Annotated in this window: 18 protein-coding genes; 16 read left to right on the top strand and 2 right to left on the bottom strand. The window is 66.1% G+C overall.

Going from position 1 to position 21,848, the window contains the following annotated elements:
• Positions 1 to 584: 584 nt before the first annotated feature.
• Entirely contained in the window at positions 585 to 1,445 is an 861-nt protein-coding gene (locus tag E1956_RS24480) for a helix-turn-helix transcriptional regulator (RefSeq protein ID WP_418789297.1), read from the bottom strand.
• A gap of 107 nt (positions 1,446 to 1,552) precedes the next feature.
• On the opposite strand from E1956_RS24480, the gene E1956_RS24475 reads away from it, so the two are divergent.
• The 5 genes from E1956_RS24475 to E1956_RS24455 all read left to right on the top strand — a co-directional run bounded on the left by E1956_RS24475 (position 1,553) and on the right by E1956_RS24455 (position 6,303).
• On the top strand, positions 1,553 to 2,068 hold the full coding sequence (locus tag E1956_RS24475; RefSeq protein WP_134753694.1) for a GNAT family N-acetyltransferase: 516 nt from the start codon (positions 1,553 to 1,555) through the stop codon (positions 2,066 to 2,068).
• A gap of 171 nt (positions 2,069 to 2,239) precedes the next feature.
• The gene (locus E1956_RS24470; RefSeq protein WP_134753692.1) at positions 2,240 to 4,603 is read left to right on the top strand and encodes an ATP-binding protein; all 2,364 of its coding nucleotides are present in this window, start codon (positions 2,240 to 2,242) and stop codon (positions 4,601 to 4,603) included.
• Between the two features lie 11 nt (positions 4,604 to 4,614).
• Positions 4,615 to 5,361, top strand: coding sequence for a methyl-accepting chemotaxis protein (locus E1956_RS24465; RefSeq protein WP_134753690.1), 747 nt, complete (start codon positions 4,615 to 4,617; stop codon positions 5,359 to 5,361).
• Complete coding sequence (locus E1956_RS24460; RefSeq protein ID WP_134753688.1) at positions 5,358 to 5,888, top strand: hypothetical protein; 531 nt, start codon at positions 5,358 to 5,360, stop codon at positions 5,886 to 5,888. The genes E1956_RS24465 and E1956_RS24460 overlap by 4 nt, the downstream gene beginning before the upstream one ends.
• Positions 5,889 to 5,937: 49 nt before the next feature.
• Positions 5,938 to 6,303: a response regulator gene (locus tag E1956_RS24455; protein WP_134753686.1), complete on the top strand. Its 366-nt coding sequence runs from the start codon at positions 5,938 to 5,940 to the stop codon at positions 6,301 to 6,303.
• A gap of 35 nt (positions 6,304 to 6,338) precedes the next feature.
• On the opposite strand, the gene E1956_RS24450 is transcribed toward E1956_RS24455, so the two are convergent.
• A complete protein-coding gene (locus tag E1956_RS24450; protein ID WP_134753684.1) occupies positions 6,339 to 8,666 on the bottom strand; it encodes an FdhF/YdeP family oxidoreductase in 2,328 nt (775 codons plus the stop codon).
• A gap of 190 nt (positions 8,667 to 8,856) precedes the next feature.
• Here E1956_RS24450 and E1956_RS24445 point away from each other — a divergent pair, with 190 nt between their 5' ends.
• The 11 genes from E1956_RS24445 to E1956_RS24395 all read left to right on the top strand — a co-directional run bounded on the left by E1956_RS24445 (position 8,857) and on the right by E1956_RS24395 (position 21,759).
• Positions 8,857 to 10,332, top strand: a complete 1,476-nt coding sequence (locus E1956_RS24445; protein WP_134753682.1) for an aminotransferase-like domain-containing protein — start codon at positions 8,857 to 8,859, stop codon at positions 10,330 to 10,332.
• 10 nt (positions 10,333 to 10,342) lie between these two features.
• Positions 10,343 to 10,645 carry a helix-turn-helix domain-containing protein gene (locus E1956_RS24440; RefSeq protein ID WP_134753680.1) on the top strand — a complete coding sequence of 101 codons (303 nt, stop codon included), beginning with the start codon at positions 10,343 to 10,345 and terminating at the stop codon, positions 10,643 to 10,645.
• 70 nt (positions 10,646 to 10,715) lie between these two features.
• Positions 10,716 to 11,636: a LysR family transcriptional regulator gene (locus E1956_RS24435; protein WP_134753678.1), complete on the top strand. Its 921-nt coding sequence runs from the start codon at positions 10,716 to 10,718 to the stop codon at positions 11,634 to 11,636.
• 236 nt (positions 11,637 to 11,872) lie between these two features.
• The gene (locus tag E1956_RS24430; RefSeq protein WP_134753675.1) at positions 11,873 to 12,967 is read left to right on the top strand and encodes an HlyD family secretion protein; all 1,095 of its coding nucleotides are present in this window, start codon (positions 11,873 to 11,875) and stop codon (positions 12,965 to 12,967) included.
• A gap of 143 nt (positions 12,968 to 13,110) precedes the next feature.
• A complete protein-coding gene (locus E1956_RS24425) occupies positions 13,111 to 14,643 on the top strand; it encodes a DHA2 family efflux MFS transporter permease subunit (RefSeq protein WP_134754846.1) in 1,533 nt (510 codons plus the stop codon).
• Between the two features lie 16 nt (positions 14,644 to 14,659).
• The gene (locus tag E1956_RS24420) at positions 14,660 to 16,147 is read left to right on the top strand and encodes an efflux transporter outer membrane subunit (protein ID WP_134753673.1); all 1,488 of its coding nucleotides are present in this window, start codon (positions 14,660 to 14,662) and stop codon (positions 16,145 to 16,147) included.
• A gap of 122 nt (positions 16,148 to 16,269) precedes the next feature.
• On the top strand, positions 16,270 to 16,704 hold the full coding sequence (locus E1956_RS24415) for a MarR family winged helix-turn-helix transcriptional regulator (RefSeq protein WP_134753671.1): 435 nt from the start codon (positions 16,270 to 16,272) through the stop codon (positions 16,702 to 16,704).
• A 274-nt stretch (positions 16,705 to 16,978) separates the two neighbouring features.
• Entirely contained in the window at positions 16,979 to 18,337 is a 1,359-nt protein-coding gene (locus E1956_RS24410; RefSeq protein WP_134753669.1) for a TAXI family TRAP transporter solute-binding subunit, read from the top strand.
• 257 nt (positions 18,338 to 18,594) lie between these two features.
• Positions 18,595 to 19,980 (top strand): DUF3300 domain-containing protein, encoded by a 1,386-nt coding sequence (locus E1956_RS24405; RefSeq protein ID WP_232071591.1) that lies wholly within the window; start codon positions 18,595 to 18,597, stop codon positions 19,978 to 19,980.
• Positions 19,981 to 20,000: 20 nt separating this feature from the next.
• Positions 20,001 to 20,972 (top strand): DUF2950 domain-containing protein, encoded by a 972-nt coding sequence (locus E1956_RS24400; RefSeq protein ID WP_134753667.1) that lies wholly within the window; start codon positions 20,001 to 20,003, stop codon positions 20,970 to 20,972.
• 199 nt (positions 20,973 to 21,171) lie between these two features.
• A complete protein-coding gene (locus E1956_RS24395) occupies positions 21,172 to 21,759 on the top strand; it encodes a BPSL1445 family SYLF domain-containing lipoprotein (protein WP_134753665.1) in 588 nt (195 codons plus the stop codon).
• Positions 21,760 to 21,848 lie beyond the last annotated feature (89 nt).

Here is a 21,848-nt window from a genome sequence, read left to right as displayed (position 1 = left end):
AGCGGAGTGACTAAGGGCTCATTCATCCGGCGGCGCTCCGCGCGCCGTGGGGTATATCCAAAACCAGTGGGATGTGCGCGTTTTCGTAGGACTCCAGCTTATTCGATCTGCGGCTTGCCCACGCATTCACCAGCCAGCACGCCCGTGCATTCACCGGCTAACACCCCAGCGCATTCAGTGGTCGGCATCCCTGCGCATTTACCGGGCGGCACTCCAACGCATTCGCATGCAGCACGCCCGGTTTTCCTTGCAGACCCTTCCGCCCGCGCGTAGCGCGTGGCGGGAAGGATGAGCCCCTTGTCACTGAGGCGGAGTGTGCGAGGAGACGGATGCCCCGGAGCCGCTCCGAATGACAGGGCAGTGGGGCACGGCGTCACACTAGCGGTGTGAGCCGCTTTCTTTTGCCTACTTTTCTTTGCGGCTGCAAAGAAAAGTAGGTGCCGCCCCGCACAGGGGCAACGCCTGCGGCCCGCCGCGAAAACAAGTTAAGGCACCAATCGCCATAAACCCCACCAAAACGAGCCCAAAACCGAGCATCGGTCACAACTTCAAACCGCTCACTCAGCGCGTTCGACACGCGCGCTCTACCCTCGATACTGCCCCGGCGTAGCCGCCACAAACTGCCGAAAGGTCCGCTGCAAATGCGCCTGATCCGCAAACCCAGCCTCGGCGGCGACATCCGCAATAGCACGTCCGCGCCGCAACTGCACACGAGAGAACTCAATACGCCGATTCACCAAATAAGCATGCGGAGTCATGCCATATTGCTCACGAAAAGCGCGAATCAAATACGAAGGCGACAGGTCCGCTGCCGCGCAGATCTCATCGAGCTTGAGCGTACGCGTGTAATTGCCATCGATAAATTCAGCAGCCCGCACGAGCCGCTGGTTCTGCTCACGCGGCGCATTCGCACCAGGCGCAGGATTGAGCGCCTGCTGAAGCGCCACAAAGTACTGCACAACGGCACTTTCCTTGCGCAGCACGTCTTCGCGGGGACTCACGAGCACGTAATACAGTGCATTCAGCCCCGCAAACAAATCGGCACGCCAAGTGAGCGTCTGCTCGAACGGAACGAACCCCGCCTGCGTGCCGAAGCCCTGCGCGCGCTGAAGCTCCGCGAGCCAGTCCGAATCGAGATAAAACATCCGATAGGCCCACGCCTCGTCGGCGGCAGGATTGCATGCGTGCACAACGTCCGGATTGACAATGACCACGGCGCCCGCATGCACATGCTCGAGCATATTGCCGTTCGAATAGGTGCTGCGCCCGCCCGTTACCGCGCCAATCGAGAACGTGCTATGCGCATGACGCCCGTAGCGCAGCTTGCGGCCATCGGCAATGGCGCGCACTTCGATAAACGGGAGGGCGTCGTCGCGCCAGAAAGTGGGCGTGGAATCGGTCGGTTGCGGCACGGGGGGCCTCGGTGGCGTTGCAGCGCGAAGAATCGAATAGTCATATTAACGCAGACCAACGAGGCCGCTATGCGAAGCCGTATGTCGCAATCGTGTTAGCGTCGTGCTTCGATCCCCTTTTATCCCGCACAGCAACGCCCATGAATGCCGTTCCGCTCACGATCCGCACGCTCACCGAAGACGACATAGACGCGTTCCACGCCCTGCGCCTCCAAGCCGCCGTCGATACGCCCTATGGCATCGTGCCCACGCGCGAGGAAGAAGCGCGCTGGTCGCGCGAAGAAAACATCGCGCGCGTGCGCGAGACCGATCAGCAAGCCGTGTTCGGCGCCTTCGACGGCACGGCGCTGGTGGGCATCGTGGGCTGGCGGCGCGAGGCGCGCCAGAAGCTCGCCCACAAGTCGCTCATCTGGGGCGTGTTCGTCGAGCCCGCATATCGGCGCACGGGCGTCGCGCGGCGCTTGATGGAGCGGGCCGTCGAGCGTGCGCGAGCAAGCGGCGTCGAGCAGGTCCACTTGGCCGTGGGCGCAAGAAATCCGCGCGCGCAAACGTTGTACCGCTCACTCGGCTTCACCGTTTACGGCACCGAGCCGCGCGCCCCGTGCATCGACGGCGAATATTTCGACGAAGAGCTCATGGTCCTGATGCTCGACTGAACGCAACGCATATCGCGCGCGCAGCGTCCGTGCGCCAGCGCACGAAACAAGTCCATTCATCATTTCGTCATACATGAGCGTCGATAATGCCCCCCGAATAAATTGGCCTTTCGTGCCACGAGTCGCGCAACCATAGCGCGTCCGGCACGGCGAAGGCCCGGGGATTTCGACATGACCATTCGCCACCGCATCACGCTACTCATCGTGCTGATGTTCGTCGCGTTGTCCGCCATTGGCGGCTACGCGGTCTATCAGACACGCCGCAGCGCCACCGACGTCCATCAGGTCACGCAAGGCGTCGTGCCCAGCGCACTGGCTTCCGCCGATCTCGTTTCGCTCGTGAAAGACGTGCAGCTCGCGACGATGACGCTCGTCTACGCGCCCGATGCGACCACGGCCCAGTTGGCGCAGGACGAGCTCAAGAAGAAGGAAGCCGCGCTGCGCGCCGCGCTCGACGTGCAGCGCCAGGCCGCCGCGAGCCACGCGCAGGACGGGCTCGTCGAGCAGGCGCGGGAAAGCATCGCGAACTACTTCAACGCCATCGAAGAGACGGCCAACATGAAGGCCGCCGGCAAGAACGCGCTCGCGCAGGCGTATCTCTTCGCCAACGTCGCGCAGTATCGCGACGAACTCGAAGGCATCGTCACCACGATGCGCGTGGAAAAGAACCGCCAGAAAGACGCCGCCATCGAGGCGCTCAACGGCATGCTCGACACCACCACGAGCGCCATCGCCGGCGTGACGGGCGGCGCGGTGTTGCTGCTCACGCTGATCGGCGCGCTGCTGTATCGCCAGATCACGCGGCCGCTCTCGCGCATGCAGGAAATGATGAGCGAGATCGCGTCGAACCAGGACTTCACGCGCCGCGTGCCGGTGGGCCGCATGGACGAAATCGGCCACTCGATCGTCGCGTTCAACGGCATGATCGAGAAGATCCAGCACAGCTCCGCCCAGCTCAAGCGCAAGACCGCCGACATTCAGGCGATGCTGCAGAACATGCAGCAAGGCATTCTCACGGTCGTGGAAGGCGCGAGCGTGCACAACGAGTATTCGGCCTACCTCGAAGCGATCTTCGAAACCCGGGAGATTGCGGGGCGCCCGCTCATGGACCTCGTGTTCTCGCACACGGAGCTGGACGCCGACACGCTCGCGCAGATCGATGCCGCCGTGCATGCGTGCCTGGGCGAAGACGACGTGAATTTCGCGTTCAATCAGCATCTGCTCGTGAACGAGATCACGCGCACGATGCCCGATGGCCGCAAGAAGGTGCTCGACCTGAGCTGGTCGGCCATCACCGACGAAAACGACGTGGTCGTGCGCCTCATGCTGTGCGTGCGCGATGTGACCGAGCTGCGCGAACTCGCGGCGGAAGCGGGCGAGCAGAAGCGTCGCCTGCAGATGATCGGCGAGATTCTCGCGGTCAGCGAAGAGAAGTTCCATCGGTTCGTGGAAAGCTCGAAGGGCTTCATCCACGAGAACGAGCGCATCATTCGCCAGCACGATTGCGCGGACATGGATGCCGTTGCCGCGCTGTTCCGCAACATGCATACGGTGAAGGGCAACGCGCGCACGTACAGCCTTCAGCATCTCACAGGCGTCGTGCATGAAGTGGAGCAGCGCTACGACGCGCTGCGCCGCGAAGCGTCCAGCCACAACTGGGACCAGCAGGCGCTGATCGACGACTTGCAGCGCGTGCGCGAAGCCGTCGATCACTACGCGACGCTCAATGAAGTGAGTCTCGGGCGCGGTGCGCGCGCGCAGGGCGACGGTGGCGCGCTTGGCGGCCTTGGCCGCGAGCAGATCGATGCGGGCCTGCGCCTGCTGGAAAGCGCGAACGAGCACGACATCGCCTCGCTGCGCGCGATGCGCACCGAGTTGCGCCGCGTGCTGAGCGGCATCGGCACCGAGAGCGTGGAGCAGGCGCTCGCGGGCGTGCTCGGATCGCTGCCTTCGCTGGCGCAGGAGCTTGGCAAGGTCGCGCCGCACGTGCGTATCGGCGATGGCGGCTACCGGCTGCGCAGCGATGCGGCTGCAACGGTGAGCGACGTCTTCACGCATTTGCTGCGCAATTCGCTCGACCATGGCATCGAGATGCCGGCGCAACGCCGCGCGCGGGGCCTGGACGAGGCGGGGCATATCAGCATCGAACTGGGCATGGCCGACGGGGCGCTGCGCATCACGCTCGCCGACGATGGCCGCGGCCTAGCGCTCGCGCGCATTCGCGCCGTCGCGGTGGAGCGCGGCTGGTTGGGCGCGCACGAGAGCGTAAGCGACGAGACGGTTGCCGCGTTCATCTTCCATGCGGGCTTTTCCACGGCGCACAGCGTGACCGAGGTATCGGGGCGCGGTGTGGGCATGGATGCGGTCCGCGACTTCCTCGAGCGCAAAGGCGGCCATATCGAGCTGCGCTTTACCGATAGCCGGCAAGGCGCCGATTATCGGCACTTCGAAACGATCGTGTACTTGCCGCAGACATGTGCCGTCGCGTACGCCGGGGAGCACCCGGCATTGCGCGAAGCCATGCTGGCGGAATAGCGGGGGTAGCTGTGGTTTTACCGTATTTGATGGGCGCGGCGGCAGGCGTCGCGGTGGCGGCGTTGTGCGCAGCGGGGCACTCATGGCGCTCGCGTGCGCACTGGCGCGAGGCGCAAGAGGCGCAGCACGCGCAGCATGAAGAGGCGCTCGCGCAGGCCGAGGCCCGCGTGCTGGCGGCACAGGAAAGCGCCGCGCAGGAGCATGAGGCGCTGGCCGCGCAGATCGAGTCGTTGCGCGCGGATCTGGCGCAACGCAAGTGGGTGAACGAAGCGATGGAAGCGGCGCTAGGCGCCGAGCGCGCGCGCAGCGCCGAGGCACGGCAGCGCGCCGAACGCATCGCAGGGGAGGCCGCGCGTCTGAAGCAGATGTCGGCCACCTTCGAGCGCTGGCATGAGCAAATGATCTCGCTGATGGCGCAGAACCACGATATGCACCTGAAGAATCAGGAGCTCTCGTCGATCGTGAGCCATGTGCTGATCGTGTCGCTCAATGCGTCCATCGAAGCGGCGCGCGCGGGCGCGGCGGGACGCGGTTTCTCGATCGTCGCGGGCGAGGTGCGCGCGCTCGCCACGCGCTCGCAGGAACTCTCGAAGAGCTACCGCGACAGCCTGAATCGCAATGACCTCATTACCGCCGCGACCTTCCAGGACATTCAGGCGGGCGGCAAGATGATCGCGGCGTCGCTCGCGAGCGTGGACTCACTCACGCAGCAGTTGCACGCGCAGCTCGAAGCGGCGTCCGTGGAGGCGCAGGCATGATCGGCACGCACGCGCAGGATAGCTTCGAGCGGATTTTCTTTGCGGCGGCGCGCACGCGCCTCGTGACCGATCCGCAGCATGTCTGTGAGATCGTGCCGGTAACGGGCGAGGCATCGCAGGGCGAGCATGTGGTCCTGCTGACGATCTCGTCGACGCAGTTTCGGCTGCTGCTCCTGCTGCATGTCACGGATGACGAGGCCACGCGCGCGTATTACGTGGGCGGAGCAGAAAGTGCCGTGGTGGATGCGTTCATGGAGTTCGGCAACCTCTGCTGCGGGGCGATGAACCAGCAACTGGTCGAGCATTTCCCCGATCTGGGGATGTCCACGCCGTACGCGCTAGGCAGTCAATGCCTGCCGTATCTGCGCGAGCTGAAGCCGGACCATGTGAAGTCGTACGCGCTCACGATCGACGGCGCTGTGCGGCTGGGGGCGACGCTGTGCATCTGCACGCACACGCCGCTCGATTTCGTTGCCGAGGCCTTGGCCGAGACCCACGAAAGCGCGGGCGAACTCGAATTGTTTTGAAGATATCGACGTAAAGCGCGCCGCTCCGGGCGCGAAGGAAGAGAACGAGATGGCAAAGATTCTGGTAGTGGACGATTCAAGCACGGTGCGCGACGAAGTCGCGGGCTTCCTGCGCAAGAACGGTCTGGACGTGGACACGGCGGTGGACGGCAGGGACGGCCTCGCGAAGCTGCGCACGAATCCGGGCGTGAAGCTCGTGGTGAGCGACGTGAACATGCCGAACATGGACGGCCTCACGATGGTCGAGAAGATCCGCGGCGAGCTGGGCAACGCGGCGGTCAATGTCGTGATGCTCACGACCGAAAGCAGCCCCGCCATGAAGGAGCGCGGCAAGGCGGCGGGCGTGCGTGGCTGGATCGTGAAACCTTTCAAGGGCGACGCGGTGCTCGAGACGTTCCGTAAGCTGGCGAGCTAAAGGCCCGCCAGCCGCCTCGCGCCTGAGCGGCGCGCTCAGGCCGCGATGGCCTCGTCGCGGGCGCTCGCCTTCGCCAGGCTCAGCAACACCGGAATCGACTTCGACGTGGGCGTGCCCGCGCCATCGGCAATCGACGAAAGCGGCACGAGCGGATTCGTCTCCGGATAATAGGCGCCGAGGCAGCCGCGCGGAATGTCGTACTCCACCAGCAGGAAGTCCTCGACGTGGCGCTCCACGCCGTCGTCCCACACGCTCGTGATGTCCACGCGCTGGCCAGGCTCGAAGCCGAGCATCGCGATGTCCTCGCGGTTCGCGAACAGCACGCGACGCTGGCCATAGACGCCGCGATAGCGGTCGTCGAGACCATAGATCGTGGTGTTGTACTGGTCGTGCGAGCGCGTGGTCATCAGCGTCATCAACTGCTGGCCGTGCGCGGCGCGTGCGCGATGGATCGGCGTATCGAGCGCGATGGCGTGCACCACGTACTGCGCCTTGCCGCTCGGCGTCTTCCAGATGCGATCGCGCGAGGCCACGCCCAGGTGGAAGCCGCCCGGGTGCTTCAGGCGCTCGTTGTAGTTCTCGAAGCCGTCGAAGACCTGTTCGATGCCGTCGCGGATCTTCGCGTAGTCGGCGGCAAGTCCGAGCCAGTCCACCTTCTCGCTGCCGAGCGTGGCGTGCGCCATGCGCGCGACGATGGCGATTTCCGAAAGCAGATTCTGCGAGGCCGGCCGGTTCATGCCGTACGAGATGTGCACCATGCTCATCGAGTCTTCCACGCTCACGCCTTGCGGCACGCCGTTCTGCAAGTCGATCTCGGTGCGGCCGAGCGTGGGCAGAATGAGCGCGTCTTCGCCATGAATCAGATGGCTGCGGTTGAGCTTGGTGGTCACGTGCACCGTGAGCGCGCACGAGCGCATCGCCTCCCACGTGCGCGGCGTGTCGGGCGTGGCGATCGAGAAGTTGCCGCCGAGACCAATGAACACCTTCACGTGGCCTTCGAGCATCGCGTGAATCGTTTCGACCACGTCATAGCCGTGCTCGCGCGGCGGCTCGAAATCGTAGGCCTTGCCGAGGCGGTCGAGGAACGCCTGGGTGGGCTTCTCCTCGATGCCCACCGTGCGGTCGCCCTGCACGTTCGAGTGCCCGCGCACGGGGCACAGGCCTGCACCGCGCCGGCCGATGTTCCCGCGCATCATCATGAGGTTCGAGAGCAGTTGCACCGTCGCGAGCGAGTTCTTGTGCTGCGTGATGCCCATGCCCCACGTCGCAATCACCGCCTTGCCCTTCACGTAGATATCGGCGAGCTTGAGCACCTCTTCGAGCGGCACGCCGGCCTCGGCGACGATGGTGTCCCACGACTCGGCGCGCAGGTCGGCCGCGAAGGCTTCGAAGCCCACCGTATGTTCCGCGATGAAATCCACGTCGAGCACGCGTTCGGCGTCGGCGGCGCAAGCGGCGTCGTCGAGCTCGAGCGTGCGCTTGGCCACGCCCTTGATGAGCGCGAAGTCGCCGCCCACGTGCGGGCGGATGAACACCGAGCTGATCTGGACTCCTGAAGGCGAGAGCATGTCGAGCGTGTGCTGCGGGCTCGCGAAGCGCTCGAGGCCGCGCTCCTTGAGCGGGTTGATCGAGACGATGGTCGCGCCGCGCTTCGCGCAATCACGCAGCTCGCCCAGCATGCGCGGGTGATTGGTGGCGGGATTCTGGCCGAAGATCAGGAGCGTGTCGGCGTGCTCGAAGTCGTCGAGCGTGACTGTGCCCTTGCCGATGCCCACCGTGCCCGGCAGGCCGCGGCTGGTGGCCTCGTGGCACATGTTCGAGCAGTCGGGGAAGTTGTTCGTGCCGTACATGCGCACGAACAGCTGATAGAGGAACGCGGCTTCGTTGCTGGCGCGGCCCGAGGTGTAGAAGGCCGCGCGGTTCGGGTCGTCGAGCGCGTTCAGGTGCTTCGCGACGAGCCTGAACGCGTCGTCCCAGGCGATCGGCACGTAGCGGTCCTGCTTCGCGTCGTAGACGAGCGGGTCGGTCAGGCGGCCGTGCTGCTCCAGCTCGTAGTCCGATTGCGCCATCAGCTCGGTGACGGTGTGCTCCGCGAAGAACTGCGGCGTCACGCGCTTGCTGGTGGCCTCGGCGGCCACGGCCTTCACGCCGTTCTCGCAGAACTCGAAGGTGGAGGCGTGCTCGCGGTCGGGCCACGCGCAGCCCGGGCAGTCGAAGCCGTCGGGCTGGTTCTGCTTGAGCAGCGTCCGGTAGTTGCCGCCCGTCACCTTCTCCTTGATGAGGTTGATGGCGACTTGCTTGAGCGCCCCCCAGCCGGCGGCGGGATGGTGATAGGGCTCGATGCGGGGCTGTGGCTTTTTCATGTTGCGTTCGGATCTGGTCAGGCAGGGACGGTGCGGATGCGCCGCCCGATGTGCGAAGACTACTGTGTTCCTGCGGGCCCGGTGATCACAGAAAAACGAAAAAGCAAGGGATACAGTTGCGGCGATTTGACATAGACTCACGGGATCGCCCGATTCGCTTTGCCCGCCGCCCGTGACCGCCTCGCCGACTGTGCCCCGCTACGAACAACTCGCCGACGACATCGAGGCCGCCGTGCGGCGCGGCGTGTTCGGGCCGGGCGAGCGCATTCCCTCGGTGCGGCGCGCGAGCGGGCAGCATGGCGTGAGCATCAAGACCGTGGTGCACGCGTACGCGCTGCTCGAGAGCCGCGGCGTGATCGAGTCGCGGCCGCAGTCGGGGTTCTTCGTGAAGGCGCGTCCCGTGGTGCACGCAGGGCGAAATGCGCGCGCGGAGCAGGGGCCGCAGGGCGGCAAGGGGCGCCACGCCCGCGCGGCGAAGGCGCCGATGGAGCCCGTGCACAATGCGGCGCCCGCCTCGGTGGACGTGAGCCGCCTCGTGCTGTCCACCTTGCGCAGCATCGTCGCGCAGGACGCGGTGCCGCTCGGCTCGCCGTATCCGGACCCGGCGCTCTTTCCGTGGCGGCGCATCAACCAGTACGCGAACGCAATCGCGCGGCGCCACGCGAGCTGGAACCTGATCGACGACCTGCCGCCCGGCAACCCCGAGCTGATCCGCCAGATCGCGCGCCGCTACGCGGAGAACGGCGCCGACATCGATCCCGAGGAAATCGTCATCACGGTGGGCGCGACCGAGGCCATCAACCTGAGCCTGCAGGCGGTGGCGAAGCCGGGCGACACCGTGGTGGTCGAGTCGCCCACTTACTACGCGATGCTGCACGCGATCGAGCGTCTCGGCATGCGCGCGATCGAAGTGAGCACGCACCCCGAAACCGGCATCGACCTCGATGCGCTCGAGCGCGTGCTCGCGCGCAAGAAGGTGGCCGCGTGCATGGTGATGCCGAATTTCCAGAATCCGCTGGGCTTTCGCATGCCCGATGCGCACATGAAGCGGCTCGTGGCGCTGGCCGAGGCGCACGATTTGCCAGTGATCGAAAACGACGTCTATCAGGAGCTCTACTTCGGGCCGACGCGGCCATCGTCGCTCAAGCAGTTCGACACGCGCGGGCTCGTGCTGCATTGCGCGTCGTTCTCGAAGAGCCTCTCGGCGTCGTACCGCATCGGCTGGGCGCTGCCGGGGCGCTATCGCGCGCAGGTCGAGAAGCTCAAGTTCCTCAATACGCTGACCACGCCCTCGGTGCCGCAGGTGGCGCTCGCCGACTATCTGCGCCACGACGGCTACGACCGCCACCTGCGCCGATTGCGCCGCTTTTATCGCCAGCAGGCGCGCTTGATGCGTGCGATGATCGAACGGTTCTTTCCCGTCGGCACGCGCACGTCCGACCCGCAGGGCGGCTACGTGCTGTGGGTCGAGCTGCCGCCGCGCGTGGATTCGATGCAACTCTACCGGGCCGCGCTCGCGCAGGGCATCACGATCGGGCCGGGCTACATGTTTTCGATGCGCAACCATTTCCACCATTACATCCGCCTGAACTACAGCTATGCGTGGACCGCGCAGACCGAGGCGGCGTTGAAGACCCTCGGCGAGCTGGCCGCGAAAATGGCATGAGGAGACACAGATGAACCATGAAAACGACCGGCAAGATGGCGAGGCAAACGACGACGAAATCGATCCGGCGCTGGTGGCCATCCTCGAGCAGCTCTGGCGCGCGCAATGCGAAACACCGGGGCGCGCCTGGTCGCTCGCGAAGCTCTCGAAACAGGCCGGCGTGCCGATGAGCGGCCTGCGCCGCCATCTCACCGGCCTCGTGGACGGCGGCCTCGCGGTGACGACGCTCGCCGAGGACGGCACCGGCAGCGCAAGCCTTTCCGAGGACGGCCGCGCATTCTGCGCGGAGGTCTTCGGCGCCCCCGCGCCTTGACGCGGCCGGCTCCAGCGCGTTCGCACGGCCGGCCCCAAGTTACTGCACCAAAAAATTATTTCCATTCGACATGGACTATATCGACACCCTGCGGATCTTCCGTTCCGTGGTCGAGGCGCGCAGCTTCACGCGCGCCGCGGACATGCACGGGCTCGCCACGCCCGTCGTCTCGCGCGCGATCGCGCGGCTCGAAAAGCGCCTTGGCAGCCGGCTCTTTCATCGCACCACGCGCGCGGTCTCGCTCACCGAAGCCGCCGAGCGCTTCTACGACGGCTGCTGCCGCGTGCTCGACGACCTGGACGCGCTGGAGGCCGGCGCGACCGAGCAGACGCGCGAGCCCAGCGGCGTGCTGCGTCTCGTTGCGCACACGACGGCCGCGGTGAACCGGCTCGTGCCGCTCATTGCCAGCTTCAAGCGCGCATATCCCAAGGTGACGCTCGACGTGACCTTGACCGAGCGTCCCGTCGATCTGGTCGCGGACGGCTTCGACCTGGGGCTCGTGCTGCCGTTCATGCTCAACAACGACGGCACGGTCACCAAGCTGCTCGACCGCATTCCGCTCGCGCTCGCCACGACGCCCGCGTACCTCGCGGCAACCTCGACACCGCTGCATCCCGACGATCTCGAATCGCACGTGTTCGTGCCCATGCCGCCCTCGCTGCGCAAGCCTTCGCTCACATTCCGCGTCGGCGACGACGACGTGACCGTGCGCATGAGGTACGACGTCGCCTCGAACAATCCCGACTTCAACTGCGCGATGGTGCTCGAAGGCTTCGGCATCGGCATCCTGCCGCTCCCGCTCGTGCAGCGCGAACTGGAGACGGGGCGGCTCGTCACGCTGCTCGACGAGTTTCCCATCATCGACGGACAGATCGAGCTTCGCATCGCCTACGCGTCGCGCACGCTGCTGCCCGCGAAGGTGCGCGCCTTCATTGACCACGCCACCGAGTTTTTTGGCGACGCAACCCAGGTGGCGCAGAAAGGAAATTGAAGGCAAGGCGGCCCCGGCCGCGGCGATTATTGTCGCCGCGGTTATAAATTGATGCCGCGCGCGACGGTTGTTTCGGCGCGTCGCGTCGTCTAATCTGTGCATATGCACGTTTACGCGCTGTGTGCGCTGCTGCGCAGCGCGCGCCGTCTGAAGCTTCCTGATGTCTCTTTGATGGCCGGCTTCAATTGCACGGCGGCTTTTTCAACTTTAAAAGTGCATATGCACAGGTGGTCGTCATGTCGAGTCCTTCCACTTCCGCTCCGGTTGCGGCGCGGCGCGAGCGCGCGGGCCTGCCCTGGATGCCGCTCGCGCTCGGCGCGGTGGCGCTCGTGCTGGCGGTGGCGGGCGGCTACTGGTTTTTCGTGCTGCGCTTCATACAGACCACCGACGACGCCTACGTGGGCGGCAACGTCACAGTGATGGCGCCGCGCGTGAGCGGTTTCGTCGCCGAGATCCTCGTGCAGGACAACCAGCGCGTGCGCGCGAACCAGGTGCTCATGCGGCTCGACCCGCGCGACTATGACGCGAAGCTCGCCCAGGCCGACGCCGAGCTCGCGAGCGCGCGCGCCGCGGTGACGGAGCTCGAAGCGCAGCGCACGCTGCAGGCCGCGGTGATCGGCCAGCATCAGGCCGAAGTGCGAGCCTCGGACGCCGAGCTCACGCGCAGCGCGCAGGATCAGACGCGCTATCGCGCGCTCGTGAAAGACGACGCGGTGTCGAACCAGCTGGTCGAGCGCGCCGACGCCGACTACGCGAAGGCGCAGGCCTCGGTGGCGAAGAGCGGCGCTTCGGTGGTGGCCGCGCAGCGCCAGCTCGACGTGCTGGCCGCGCAGATCGCGGATGCGCAGGCGCGCGTGGCGACGGCCGAGGCGAACCGGCGCCTCGCCGCGCTCAACGTGGAATACACGACGATCCGCGCGCCGGTGGACGGCTACATCGGCAATCGCACGGCGCGCGTGGGCATGCTCGCGAACGTGGGCGCGCCGCTCTTCACGGTGGTGCCCGCCACCGACCTCTGGGTGGACGCGAACTTCAAGGAAGACCAACTGAAGAAGATGCACGCGGGAGACCACGCCGACGTCACGCTCGACGCCGCAAGCGGCACGCTGCATGGCACGGTGGAGAGCCTTGCGCCTGCCACGGGCGCGACCTTCAGCGTGCTGCCGCCCGAGAACGCGACGGGCAACTTCACGAAGATCGTGCAGCGCGTGCCGGTGCGCATTCGCGTGGCGGTGCCGCATGGCATGGAGGGCGTGCTGCGGCCCGGCCTTTCCGCCACGGTGACGGTGCATCTGCGCGATGGCGGGCAAACCGCTGCCGCCGTGGATTGACGCCGTGCATTGAGACAGGGTGGCACGACATGAGCGATACGACTTCCGCCATAGAAGTACGGCCCGTGCGGGCGGGGCACGAGGCACACGAGGCGCGTGAGGCACAAGCCGTGCATCGCGCGCTCGCGCCGCACGAGCAGCCCATGGCGCAGCGCGCCTTCGCCTTCGCGCTGATGTGCATCGGCTTTTTCATGGCCACGCTCGACATCCAGATCGTCGCCTCCTCGTTGCGTGACATTGGCGGCGGGCTTTCCGCGAGCCAGGACGAGCTGTCCTGGGTGCAAACCGCCTACCTGATCGCCGAAATCATGGTGATCCCCATGTCGGGCTGGCTCTCGAAGGTGTTCTCCACGCGCTGGCTCTTCGTGGCCTCGGCGGTGGGCTTCACGGCGACGAGCATGCTGTGCGGCCTCGCCTGGGACATCGACTCGATGATCACGTTTCGCGCCCTGCAAGGCGCGCTCGGCGCGGCCATGATCCCCACCGTGTTCACCACGGCCTTCGTGCTGTTTCCGGGCAAGCAGCGGATCGTGGCCTCCACGACCATCGGCGCGCTCGCCTCGCTCGCCCCCACGCTCGGCCCCGTGATAGGCGGCTGGATCACCGATCAATGGTCGTGGCACTGGCTGTTCTATCTGAACCTCGTGCCCGGCATCGCCGTGGCCGCGCTCGTGCCGAAGTACGTGCATATCGACGAGCCCGATCTCGCGCTCATCAAGCGCGGCGACTATATCGGCATCGCGCTGATGTGCGCCTTTCTCGGCTGCCTCGAATACGTGCTCGAAGAAGGGCCGCGCAAGAACTGGTTCGGCGACGACGCCATCGTGGCCTGCGCCTGGATCTCGGCAATCTGCGGCTTTCTCTTCATCGTGCATGCGCTCACGGCGCGGGAGCCCGTCGTCGACCTGCGCGCGCTCGCGGTGCGCAACTTCGGCATCGGCAGTGTGCTCTCGTTCGTCACGGGCATCGGCATCTTCGTGGCGGTGTTCCTCACGCCGCTCTTTCTCGCCGAGGTGCGTGGCTTCAGCTCGTTGCAGATCGGTCTTTCGCTGCTCTCGGTGGGCGTGTTCCAGATGCTCGCACTAGGCGCCTACGCGTATGCCACGCGCTTCTTCAGCATGCGGGTGTTGATGCTGTTCGGCCTCGTTTGCTTCGGCCTTGGCTGCTATCTGTACGTGCCGCTCACGCACGACTGGGGCTGGCAGCAATTCCTGCTGCCCCAGGCGCTGCGCGGCGTGGGCCAGCAGTTCGCGATTCCGCCCATCGTCACCATGTCGCTCGGCTCGCTGCCGCCCTCGCGGCTCAAGTCGGCAAGTGGTCTCTTCAACCTGATGCGCAATCTGGGCGGCGCGATCGGCATTGCCGTGAGCGCGACGATGCTCAACGACCGGCTCAATTTCCACTATCTGCGCCTCAATGAGCGCGTCGTGCACGGCGCGCCGCAAGTCGAGAGCTTGCTAGCCGGAAGCACGGACCACTGGTCCGCCATTGCAGGCAACACGCTCGATGCGGCGCAAGCGGGCCTCGCGCAACTGCATGCGCTCGTGCTGCGCGAGGCGCTCGTGATGACGTTCTCCGATACGTTCTTCGCGCTCTCGCTGTGCTTCGTGGTAGCGATTGCCTGTATTGCGTTCTCGCAGCCTATCCACAATGCGCCGCCGCCCGATGCCCATTGAGTCCTTGAGGTTTCCTATGCAATCGCGAGACCATTCTCACTCGAAGCCGGCGCGCTTCGCGCGTGCGGGGCTCGCGGCGCTCGCTGCGGCCGTGCTTGCCGCCTGCGCCGTGCAGCCCGCGCAGCACGCCGATCTGCCGGCCGCCGTGCAGGCGACGGCGCCCGCCGCCTGGCGCATCGACGCGCCGCAGGACGCCGTCGATGCGCGCGCGTGGTGGGCCCAGTTCGACGACCCGACACTCGATGCGCTGCTCTCGAGCGTGCTGAGCGGCAATCTCGACTTGCAGGCGGCGGCCGAGCGCGTGAAGCAGGCGCAATCGATCACGACACAGAAGCACGCCGTGCTGCTGCCGCAACTGGACTTCACGGCGCAAGGCGCCTACGAGCGGCAGAACACGCCACCGCCGCTCGGCTACGTGAAAGAGGCGGGCGCCGGCGTGGCGTTGAGCTGGTCGCCGGACGTGTTCGGCGGCGAGCGCCTGGACCTGCTCGCGGCGCAGGCGAACCTGGTGGGCCAGCAACACGCGCTCGACGCGGTGCGGCTCGCGCTGGCGGCGGATACCGCATCTGCCTACGTGGATCTGCGCTGGGCGCAAGCCGAACTGAAGATTCTGCAGGACAACGTATCGATCAGGCAGCGCACGTTGCAGTTGACTCAAGACCGCTTGAAGTACGGGCTTTCGACCCAGCTCGACGTCACGCGTGCGCAAACGCAGTTGAGCGAGTTGCAGGCGCGCATTCCGCGTGCGCAGGCGAGCATCGACCATCAACTGAACCTCATCGCGGTGTATACGGGGCGCACGCCCGAGTCGGTCGCGCAGCTCGCGCTGGCGGCCCCTGCACCCATTCCCGCGGCGCCCGCGGGCGTGCCGCAATGGCTGCCTTCGGAGGCCCTGCTGCGCCGCCCGGACGTGCAGGCCGCATACGCGACCGTACAGCAGCGCGCGGCCGAAGTGGGTGTCGCGCGCGCGGAGCGCTATCCGAAGTTCTCGCTCAATCTCACGGACGGCGTGCTCGCATCGTCGTATCTGGGCCTGCCCACGCTGACCGACAACCTCTTCAGCGCGGCGCTCAGCGCGACGAGCCCGATCTTCAACGCGGGTCGCATCACCGCCGATATCGAGCAGAGCGAGAGCCGCATGCGCGAGTCGCAACTGAACTTGCAGCAGACGATGTTGCAGGCGCTGCGCGAAGTGGAAGACAGCCGCAGCGACCTCGTGAGCACGGCGGGCGAGACGCAGCAGTTGCGCAACGCGGTGACGTCTTCCGAGCAGGCGCTCAAGCTCGCGAACCAGCTCTACAAGGGCGGCGCGGCGGACTTTCTCGACGTGCTGAGCGCGCAACAGACCTGGCTTGTCGACGCCGATCTGCTCAACAACGCGCAGCGCGAGCGCGCGCTTGCGGCGGTGGCGCTCTATCGGTCGCTCGGCGGCGGCTGGAGCGAAAGCGGCGATGTGGTCGCGGGCGGCACGGGCACGCCTGCCTCGCGCGCCGCGGCGTCGTGACGCTTTGCGGCGTCGGCGGCCAGGGTATCGCGCTCGCGCTCGAGAAAGTATGATGGCCCTGCACATGCGTGTGCGGGGCGAGCACGGCGCACGACAAACGAAGCGAACCAGGGTGAGCAGCGATGGCCAAGCGAGTGACGCGTGAGGAATGCAACTGTTTTGCACTGCGGCAGGCGGCGCGTTTCGTCACGCAGCTTTATGAGCGACATCTCTCGCAGGTGGGTTTGACGGCCGCGCAATTCACGATTCTTTCGCGTCTTGCCAGCCATCCGGACGCCACGGCGGCCGATCTCTCGGACGACCTCGTGATGGACCGCACGACGCTCGTGCGCGCGCTCAAGCCCTTGCAGCGCGACGGCCTCGTGCTTGCGTTGGCGGCCGAGCACGACACGCGCACGCTCGTCTACCGTCTTTCGGCAAGCGGCGCGCGCCGCTACGAGAAGGCGCATGCACTGTGGCTCGACGCGCAGGCCGAATTCGAGCAGTACATGAAGCGCGACCGCGCGCGAGCGCTGCGCGCCGAGCTCTTCGCGATCACCGGCGCAGCGGCGCATTGATGGCGCGATGAGCCGCGCATCGCGCGCTTACGTTGCTTTCATGGCGGGCCGCGTAGGTGGGGTCGCCGAGGTGCGGGCCGCGTAGGTGGGCCGCGTAGGCGAGCCGCATAGGTGAGGCCACCGAGGCGCGGGCCCCCTGGATAGGCCGCCGTAGCGAGCCTGCAACGCGCCGCGATTGCGCATACGCACACTCTCGCAAACACCAGCGTCCCGATCCGGCGCGAAAATGGCATGATGAGATTTCCTGAGTTCGACGCATGGCCGCCGGGTTCTCATGAAACGACATCGCCAGCCTTTGCCGCATTTCATGCGCGACCCCTCGCACCCAGCGTGGCGCGATCTCGCGCTCACGACGCTGCCGATCGCGCTGTTCTGCATCGTGGTCGTCGCGGTCTTCGTGTGGCTCGTCGACCCGGCGCCGCCGCGCAGCATCACCATTAGCGCGGGGCCGCGCGACAGCTCGTTCATGCAGATGGCCGAGGCCTACCGCACGATCCTCGCGCGCAATGGCGTGAAGCTCAAGATCCTGGAGTCGGACGGCTCGGTGCAGAACCTGCAGCGCCTGCTCGATCCCAAGGCGAAGGTCGACCTCGCGTTCGTGCAGGGCGGCGTGGCCGACGGACTCGACACGCGCTCGCTCGTCTCGCTCGGCAGCGTCGCGTATCTGCCCATCGTCGTGTTCTATCGCGGCTCGGGGCTCACGCAGCTTGCCGCGCTCGACGGCAAGCGCATCGCCATCGGCCGCGTGGGCAGCGGCACGCGCGAGCTCTCGCTCAAGCTGCTCGACGCCAACGGTATGGAGCCTGGCGGCGATTCCACCTTCCTGCCGCTCGACGGCATGGAGGCCGCTACGGCGCTGGTCTCCAACCGCGTGGACGTTGCCATGCTGAGCGGCGACTCCACCACGCGCGAGCTCATGCAGCGCCTGCTCGGCATTCCCGGCATCTCGGTGATGAGCTTCGACGAGCAGGCCGCCTATACGCGCCTCTTTCCCTATCTCGAGAGCATCGACTTGCCGGCCGGCGTGCTCGACCTGAGCCGCCGCGTGCCGCCGCAGACCGTGCATATGATCGGCCCGACCGTGGAGATCGTCGCGCGCAACACGCTGCATCCGGCGATCTCCGACCTCATCATCGAAGCGGCCGACGAAGTGAACGGCGTGCCCGGGCTGCTGCAGCGCGCGGGCGAATTTCCGAGCCCCGTCGCACACGATTTCCGCATTAGCGAAGACGCCTCGCGCTACTACAAGTCGGGCAAGAGCTTTCTCTACCGAACGCTGCCGTTCTGGCTCGCGAGCGTGACCGACCGCCTGCTCGTGCTGCTGCTGCCGCTCGCCGTGCTGGTCTTTCCGGCACTGCGTGCGATTCCCGCGCTGTATCGCTGGCGCGTGCGCTCACGCATCTATCGCTATTACGGCGCGCTCATCGCCATCGAGCGCGATGCGCTCAAGCACACGAGCGAGGAAGAGCGGCGCGCGCTGATTGCGGAGCTCGACGAGATCGAGAGCGCGCTCAATACGCTGCGCATGCCGCTCGCCTATGCCGATGCCTTCTATGTGCTGCGCGAGCACGTGGGCTTTGTGCGTATGCACCTGTCGCCGGGACACAAGCAACCCGAAGGCGCAGAGCATTGAATGAAAAGCGGAATTACATGCAGTGCGGATTGTTTCGAATTCCGGTTTGTTCAATGCAATTGATGCGATTTTATAAACGGGCAAACTTTAACGAAATCGCTGTTGACACCTTGAGTCATACCCCTTTATTTTTGCCGCAGTACGTTGCACGACGTCGCATCACATCGCGGTGCTGCTGTTGAGTTTCAGTCCGTACCGCAGGCAGGTCTCCTTTTCGGGAACCTGAATGACCCATCCGCAACGAGGAGGAACGATTCGTGAAATCGTCCGGTGTACGCCAGCGCGCTGCCTGGCTCATGTGCGCCGCGCTCGCGGCCGCACCGCTTTTCATCGGCCCGACCGGGCCCACCGCCGCCATTGCCCAGAACGCGGCCCATCTGTCCAACCAGCAACTCGATGCGCTCACCGCGCCCATCGCGCTCTATCCTGACGCGCTGCTCGCGCAGGTGCTCATGGCGGCCACGTTCCCGCAGGACGTGATGGCGGCCGCAGACTGGTCGAAAGCCAATCCGAATCTCAAAGGCGACGACGCCGTGAAGGCCGTTGCTTCGCAGCCGTGGGACCCGAGCGTGCAGTCTCTCGTGGCCTTCCCGCAGGTGCTGGCCACCATGGCCACCAAGCCCGACTGGGTTTCGCAGATCGGCAACGCGTTCCTCGCGCAGCCCAACGACGTCATGGACTCCGTGCAGCGCCTTCGCGCGCAGGCCCAGAAGGCAGGCAACCTGAAGACGAACGAACAGCAAAAAGTCGTGGTGCAGCCGGCAACGGGCACCTCCACCACGCAAACGATCGTGATCGAGCCCGCCAACCCGCAAGTGGTGTACGTGCCCACGTATAACCCGACCGTGGTGTACGGCGCGTGGCCGTATCCGGCCTATCCGCCCGTGTACATGCCGCCGCCTCCGGGCTATGCGCTCGCCACGGGCTTCGTGAGCGGGCTCGCGTTCGGCGCGGGCATCGCGGTGGCGAACTCGTTGTGGGGCGGCTTCGGCTGGGGTAACCACGACGTCAACATCAACGTGAACCGCTACAACAACATCAACGTCAACAACCGCATCAGCTCGAATAACAGCACGGCGAACTGGAATCGCAACGCCAATGTCGAGCGCCGCAACCAGAACTTCAACGGCCAACGCGCCGGCAATGCGAATCTGAACGGCCAGCGCAATCAGTTCCGCGGCTACGACCAGTCGCGTCAGCAGGCCGCGCAGACTTTGCAGAATCGCACCGGGCAGAACATGGGCGGCAACGCCCAGCAGCGCTACCAGGGCATCCAGCAGGGCGGCAGGCCCAACGCGAACGGCGCGCAGAACGCCAATCGCGGCAACGAGATGAACAACCGCGCGCAAAACGGCAACCGTGGCAATGAACTCAACAATCGCACGCAGGGCGCCAATCGGCCGAACGATCTCGGCAACCGCTCGCAAAGCGCGAATCGCGACAACGCGCTGCGTGGCGCCGGCGACGGCAACGCGGCGCGCGCCGACGCGCAGCGCGGTCAGCAAAGCCGTGCCGCGTTCCAGCAGCACCAGGGCGGCGGCTTCAACGGTGGTGGCGGCGGCGGACGTTCGTTCGGCGGTGGTGGCGGCGGTGGCCGGCTGGGTGGTGGCGGTGGTGGCGAACGCCACTTCGGTCGTCGTTGAATCACTATAGGAGTCTTGCGATGATCCGCAAACACGCACGCCGTCTGTCTCAACGCGCATCGCGCAGCGCGCGGCCTGCCGGGTTCGCCCGGCTCACTTCGGTATTGGCGTTCTCGCTGTTCGCCGCGCCCGCGCTGCTCGCCATGCCTGGCGCTGGCGTGGCCTCGGCGCAGGCGGTCTACGCCACGCCCGACGCCGCGGCTGACGCATTCACCAATGCGCTTGCCACCAACGACCACGATGCAATGAAGCACGTGCTCGGCAACGACTTCCAGCACTTCATCCCCACCAGGGACATCGGCCAGGAAGACATTTACGACTTCCTGGGCGCGTGGGCGAAGGGCCATCAGATCGTGCCCGACGCAACGCCCGTGGCAGGCAAGGCGAGCGCCCACCTGGCCGTGGGCGACAGTGGCTGGACGCTGCCCATCCCGATCGTGCAGAACGCCAGCGGCTGGCGCTTCGATCCGCGTGAGGGCGCCAGCGAAGTGCTCACGCGGCGTATCGGCCGCAATGAGCGCGCGGCCATGCTCAGCTCGCTCGCCTATGTCGACGCACAGAACGACTACCGCAAGCTGACGGAGCACTACGCACAGCACATCGTGAGCACGCCCGGCACGCATGACGGCCTTTACTGGCCGGTCGAGCCCGGTGAGGCCGAGAGCCCGCTCGGCCCGCTTGCCGAAACCATGCCGCACAACGCCAAAGTTACGCCGCAGGAGGGGTATCACGGCTACCACTTCCGCATCCTCACCGCGCAGGGCGCGCATGCGGACGGCGGCGCGCGCAGCTACATGGAGAACGGCCAGCTGGCCAACGGCTTCGCGCTCGTGGCATGGCCGGCGCAGTATGGCAAGACGGGCGTGATGAGCTTCATCGTCAATCAGGACGGCAAGCTTTATCAGAAGAATCTCGGGCCCAACGGCGCACGCACAGCCGCCGCGCTCAAGAGCTTCGATCCCGATTCGTCCTGGCAGCCCGCCACGCCTTGAGTCAGGTGGGTACGTGAGCACGTGAGTGTCTCCGGCCGATGCAGGCAGATGGGGCCTGCATCGGCCGGTTTCGCTTCGACGCTATTGCAGCATTTGAGCACCTGAGCACCGGCACGCCATAAATCGGGTGCAATCGCATGCGTGGGCACGCGGCTTGCGGCACCCCTCCACACACCCTCAATTGTGTGGAGACAATGACATGCAACGACGCAACTTCATGCTTTCGGCGGCCGTCGCGCTTGCCTCCGGCGGTTTGGCGCTCGCGGGCTGTACCACTACGCCAGGCAACACTTCGAACGCGGCGACCGATATGTCAAAGCGCCAGTCGATCGACGCAAGCGTCGACAACGCCATGGCGAAGCTCTATTCCACCGTGCAAGGCTCGCGTGAGCTCGTCGCGAAATCGCGCGGCGTGCTGGTGTTCCCTTCGGTGCTGCAGGCCGGCTTCATCGTCGGCGCCCAGTACGGCGAGGGCGCGCTGCGCGTGGGCGGCGGAACGACGGGCTACTACAGCACGGCCTCGGGCTCGCTGGGCCTGCAGGCGGGCGCTCAGTCGAAGGCCATCATCTTCTGCTTCATGACCCAGGACGCGCTGGCCAAATTCCGCAGCACGGATGGCTGGGCCGCGGGCGCCGACGCCTCGGTCGCGCTCGTTACGGTGGGCGCGAACGGCGCCGTCGACACCAACACGGCCACGCATCCGGTCGAAGTGTTCGTCCTGACCAACGCGGGCCTCATGGCCGACGTCTCGCTTGCGGGCACCAAGGTCACGCGCCTGAGTATCTAGGGCGCCTCGTCATGGCCGGCGCGCTCGCGCCGGGCCATGGGGGAAAGGCAGGGCGCAAGGCCTTGCCCGTCTGCCGTTGTGCGCTGAAA

Source organism: Paraburkholderia pallida, assembly GCF_004524855.1.
GTDB lineage: Bacteria > Pseudomonadota > Gammaproteobacteria > Burkholderiales > Burkholderiaceae > Paraburkholderia > Paraburkholderia oxyphila.
Note: the sequence above shows the minus strand (reverse complement) of the source record. Positions and strands in the feature narration are given on the sequence as shown.